5 protein-coding genes are annotated in these 4,656 nt (G+C 75.8%); 4 read left to right on the forward strand and 1 reads right to left on the reverse strand.

Going from position 1 to position 4,656, the window contains the following annotated elements:
• Positions 1-149 precede the first annotated feature (149 nt).
• Both ACFXAM_RS34495 and ACFXAM_RS34500 read left to right on the forward strand, forming a co-directional pair.
• Entirely contained in the window at positions 150-794 is a 645-nt protein-coding gene (locus ACFXAM_RS34495; RefSeq protein WP_380297340.1) for a transcriptional regulator, read from the forward strand.
• Between the two features lie 39 nt (positions 795-833).
• Positions 834-1,970 carry an aminotransferase class I/II-fold pyridoxal phosphate-dependent enzyme gene (locus ACFXAM_RS34500; protein ID WP_380297342.1) on the forward strand — a complete coding sequence of 379 codons (1,137 nt, stop codon included), beginning with the start codon at positions 834-836 and terminating at the stop codon, positions 1,968-1,970.
• Between the two features lie 165 nt (positions 1,971-2,135).
• Here ACFXAM_RS34500 and ACFXAM_RS34505 read toward each other — a convergent pair whose 3' ends face one another.
• Positions 2,136-2,546 carry a hypothetical protein gene (locus ACFXAM_RS34505; RefSeq protein ID WP_380297344.1) on the reverse strand — a complete coding sequence of 137 codons (411 nt, stop codon included), beginning with the start codon at positions 2,544-2,546 and terminating at the stop codon, positions 2,136-2,138.
• A 315-nt stretch (positions 2,547-2,861) separates the two neighbouring features.
• On the opposite strand from ACFXAM_RS34505, the gene ACFXAM_RS34510 reads away from it, so the two are divergent.
• Both ACFXAM_RS34510 and ACFXAM_RS34515 read left to right on the forward strand, forming a co-directional pair.
• Positions 2,862-3,659, forward strand: coding sequence for a serine/threonine protein kinase (locus ACFXAM_RS34510; RefSeq protein ID WP_380297345.1), 798 nt, complete (start codon positions 2,862-2,864; stop codon positions 3,657-3,659).
• 7 nt (positions 3,660-3,666) lie between these two features.
• Positions 3,667-4,656: serine/threonine-protein kinase (locus tag ACFXAM_RS34515; RefSeq protein ID WP_380297346.1), on the forward strand; the 990-nt coding region annotated here is incomplete at its 3' end.

Raw genomic sequence — 4,656 nt, forward strand, 5'->3', positions numbered from 1 at the left:
CAACCGCCCGGCGCGCCCCCCCCCCCCCCCCCCCCTACACCCCCGGCCCCGCGCGGCCGCCCCCCCCCGGGCGGGCCCAACCCCCGCGCCCGGCCCCGCCGCCGCATCGGCGCTGGACGAAACGTCCAGGCTGGACGTACAGTCCAGAAGTGACCACCGAGACCCCCGATCCGCGCCTGCGCGCCTGGGCCCCCGCCTGCCAGGCCGTCGCCCTGCTGCTCGGCCCCTACGCCGAGGTGGTGCTGCACGACGCCGTCCGTGACGAGGTGCTCGCCATCTGGAACCCGATGGGCGGCCGCGGGCCGGGCGACCCCTCGCTGCTCGGCGAACTCGACGGGCTCGACCAGGCCGCACCCGACGTCTACGGCCCGTACCCGAAGCTGCTGCCGGACGGCCGCCGGCTCTCCTCGGTCAGCGCCGTGCTCCGCGACGAGGCGGGCCGGCCCGCCGCCGTGCTGTGCGTCAACCTCGACCGGGGGCCGCTGGAGCACGCCTCCGCGCTGCTCGCCGCCTTCGCCGCGCCGACCGCCCCGCGCCCGGAACCGCTCTTCGAACAGGACTGGACCGAGCGGATGAACGACGTGATCGGCGGCTACGTCCGGGCCCACGGACGCCCCCTGGAGCGGCTCGGCCGCGAGGACCGGCTCGCCGTGCTCCGCGAACTCGACCGGGCCGGGGTGCTCGCCGTCCGCCGCGCCGTCCCGGCCGTCGCGACGGCGCTCAAGGTGTCCCGCTCCACCGTCTACACCCTGCTCGCCGAACTGCGCGACCCGCCCGGGCCCGCGCAGCCGTAGCACCGACCCCGCCGAGTCGACCCAGAAACGAGAACCACCATGACCAGGCTCCCCGACTTCCGGCTGGAAACGTACTTCTCCCGCTGGGAGTTCACCGCCCGCCACCACCTCACCGCCTCCGACGCGCAGACCATGGCGATGTCCGAACTGCTCAACCTCGCGGACCCCGGGGACCGGCGGGCCTGGGAGACCCTCGCCCTCGGCTACACCGAGACCTTCGGGGACCCGGGCCTGCGGGAGGCGGTCGCCGGCATGTACGAGCTGGCCGGCCCCGAGGACGTGATCTGCTTCGGCGGCGCGCAGGAGGGGCTCAACCTGGCCATGCAGGTGCTGCTCGGCCCCGACGACCACGCCGTCGTCGTCACCCCCAACTACCAGTCCGCCGAGACCGTTCCGCTCTCGATCTGCGAGGTCACCGGCGTCGCCCTCGACCCGGGCCGCGACTGGGCGCTCGACCTCGACGCCGTCGTCGCCGCGCTGCGCCCGACCACCCGGGTGCTGTCCGTCAACTTCCCCAACAACCCCACCGGGAAGGTGATCGACGCCGCCGACTTCCGCCGGCTGGCCGAACTCTGCGACGAACGCGGCATCCACCTGTTCAGCGACGAGGTCTACCGCGGCCTGGAGCGCGACCCGGCCCGCGCCCTGCCGCGCGCGGCGGACCTCTCCGAGCGCGCCCTGTCGCTCGACGTCACCTCCAAGTCGCTCGGCCTGCCGGGCCTGCGGATCGGCTGGATCGTCTGCCGCGACCGGGAGTTGCGCGTCCGCCTGGAGCGCGCCAAGCACTACACCACCATCTGCAACTCCGCGCCCGGCGAGGTCCTCGCCCGGATCGCGGTCAAGGCCCGCGACACGATCCTGGCCCGCAACCGGGCGATCGTCGCGGCCAACCTGCCGCTCTTCGACGCGTTCTTCGCCCGCCACGCCGACCTCTTCGAGTGGCGCGCTCCGGACGGCGGCTGCGTCGCCTACCCGCGCTACCTCGGCGCGGACGGCGTCGAGGCGTTCTGCACCGGGCTGGTCGAGGAGGCGGGCGTCCTGCTGCTGCCGGCCTCCGTGTTCCGCTCGGAGCTGACCCCGGCGCCCGCCGACCGGTTCCGGATCGGCGTCGGCCGCCGCGACCCGGCGCCCGCGCTGGAGGCCTTCGACGCCTGGCTGGCGGGCCGCCACCGCTGAGCCGCCGGGCCGCCGGGGCCGGGTCGCGGCGGGGCAGGGTCATGGCGGGAGGGGGCGGGCGGGGTGGCCGGGGCGGTGCCGGCCACCGGTTGCGGACCCGGTGGCCGGCCGGGGCCGGTGCGCGCGAGGCACCGGCCCGTCAGTTCCCCGTCATCGGACGGGGTGTCAGAACGGGCCGGTACAGGTGGTCACCTGCTGCGCCGCCTCCAGGGCGGGGCCGGCGGTGGCGCAGACCATCATGAGGTCCGTGGTGACGACGCGGGGCGTCACGGCCCGGGCGGAGCCCCGGGTGACGGTGGTCGCGGAGGCGGCCGTCAGCCACGGGCTGCCCCAGGCGCGCTGGGTGCGCACCTCGACCTTGACGACCGTCAACTGGCTGGCGTCGGCAGAGACCTGGGCCATGCCGACGACGCCGCCCGCGCCGTCCCGCTGCTGCCAGACGCAGGGCTGGTTCAGCACCGTCGCGCACGCGGCGGCACCGGTCTCGGGCGTGGGGGCCGCGGCTGCGGCCGGAAGTATCGTGGCCGCCGTGATCCCTGCTGCCGTCACCATCAGGGCTGCGATCCGAGCGCGCATGATGTCAACCTCCTTGGAATGGAAGGGAATCTCACTCTGTGGGATGAGTCTTGCACAAATCCGTGACATGCCCTATGTGTGCTGCATCACACTCATGGTGACCGTTCAACTACCCGCTGCGATCGCGCCAGTGACGTCGCGGTTACCGTCAGGTGTCGGCCGTCCGGCGCCCCGGTACGGACGGCCCCGGTCCCGGTGGTCCGGCGCCCCCCGGCAACTCGCCCGCCACGACGCGCCGTTCACTCGTCCGGGTGGCCTGGCGCCGACGGGTGGTTCGGACGGCTACGATCGGGCCGACCCACGGAGGTGACCTGGATGACCACGGTCATCGTGCAGTTGCCCGATCCCCGTCCGACCGCCCCGTCCGAGCGCCGCTTCGCCCGGCTGCCGAGGCCGCCGCGCGGCGCCCCGCCCGGCCGTCCGGCCCTGCTGCACCTCGGGCCTGGCGACACGGCCGCGTTCGGGCGCGGCGAACCCGGCCGCCCGCCCGCCGTGCCGATCCCCGACCCGGGCGTGTCGCGCCGCGCCGGCGAGATCACCGCCGCCGAGGACTACTGGCGGCTCTCCAACTTCAGCGCCACCGCCACCTACGTCGTCGAGAACCTCGAAGGCGCCGGCGAACACGTCAAGGTCGCGCCCGGACGGCTCGGCGCGCCCGTCCCGTTCGAGATCTCCCGGATCCTGCTGCCTGCCCACGGCGAACCGGTGGCGTTCAAGGTCTTCGCCCCCCAGCACGCCTACCTGGACGCCGGGTCGGCCGAGTCGGACGGCGAGTGCACGGTCAGCCCGTTCGCCCTGGACCCGACCGCCAAGTACTTCCTCGTGCTGCTGGCGCTCTGCGAGCCGAGGCTGCGCTCGCCCTCCGCGGCCGCCGTCCCCGGCGCGACCGAGGTGGTGGCGCGGCTGCGCGAGCTGCCCGCCTGCCGGGACCTCAGCCGCTCGGCGGTCAACTACCACATCGACTACCTGGTCGGCAGCAAACTCCGGCTGCGCGACCCGGTGGAACCGGCCGATCCGGGCGGCAAACGGGAGGAACTCGTGGCGCTGGCCCTGCGGTTCGACCTCGTGCGGGAGGAGCACCTGGTGCTGCTCCCGCCCCGGCGCGGCGGGTGATCCGAGGGTGGCAGCGCGCGCGGCGCGGCCGCACCCGGCCGGACCACCGGACGGCGGACCCGCCTTCGAGGTGCCGCCCGGCTACCCGGTCGCGGGCTACCGGGTGGGTGAGCGGATCGGGGCCGGCGGCTGGGGCACCGTCCATGCCGCCCGCCGCGACCCGGACGCGGTTCCCGTCGCCGGCCCCGATGCGATGGCTGCCGGAGCCCCCGACGAGGTGGCCGTCAAGTTCCTCCACCCCGGCCGGCTCAGCCCCGGCCAGCGCGACACCATGCTCCAGCTCGCCCGCAGCGAGATGCGCTTCAGCCGGCGCGCCGACCACCCCCACCTGATCCGCACCCTCGCCGCGGTCACCCTCGCCGACCCCGCCCACCCGGCCCTGGACGGCGCGCTCGCCCTGGTGATGGAGCGCGCCGAGCGCAGCCTCCAGGACGTCCTGGCCGCCACTCGGCCGCCGCACCCCGTCCCGGACGCCGGCCGGCTCCTCGCCGAGGTCGCCGCCGGGCTGCGCCACATGCACACCGCCGGCTGGGTGCACGGCGACCTCAAGCCCGCCAACGTCCTGCTGATGCCCGACGGCACCGCCAAGCTCGCCGACTTCGGCCTGACCGCCGAACTGGACGGCACCCACGCCTACGCCCCGCCGCTCGGCTCGCCCGACCATGTGCCGCCCGAGTGGTGGTCCCAGCGGACCGGCACCCACGGCGTGGCGCTGCGCCCGAGCGCCGACCTGTGGGCCTTCGGCGTCCTCGCCCACCAGCTGCTCACCGGCGGCCTGCACCCGTTCCTCGGCGCCACCGCCCGGGCCCGCTCGCTCGCCGCCCTGGCGTACGCGCGCGGCAGCGCACCGCTGCGCCTGGACGCCACCCTGCCCGGGCGGTGGCGGCCGCTGGTCACCGCCTGTCTGGCGGCCGACCGGCGGCGGCGGGCGGAGGTGGACCTGGCGGCGCTGCTCGCGGACGCGCTCGGTGACGACGCGTCCGTCCCGGGGCCGTCG

The sequence above is a fragment of the Kitasatospora sp. NPDC059462 genome (genome assembly GCF_042749955.1).
Lineage (GTDB): Bacteria > Actinomycetota > Actinomycetes > Streptomycetales > Streptomycetaceae > Kitasatospora.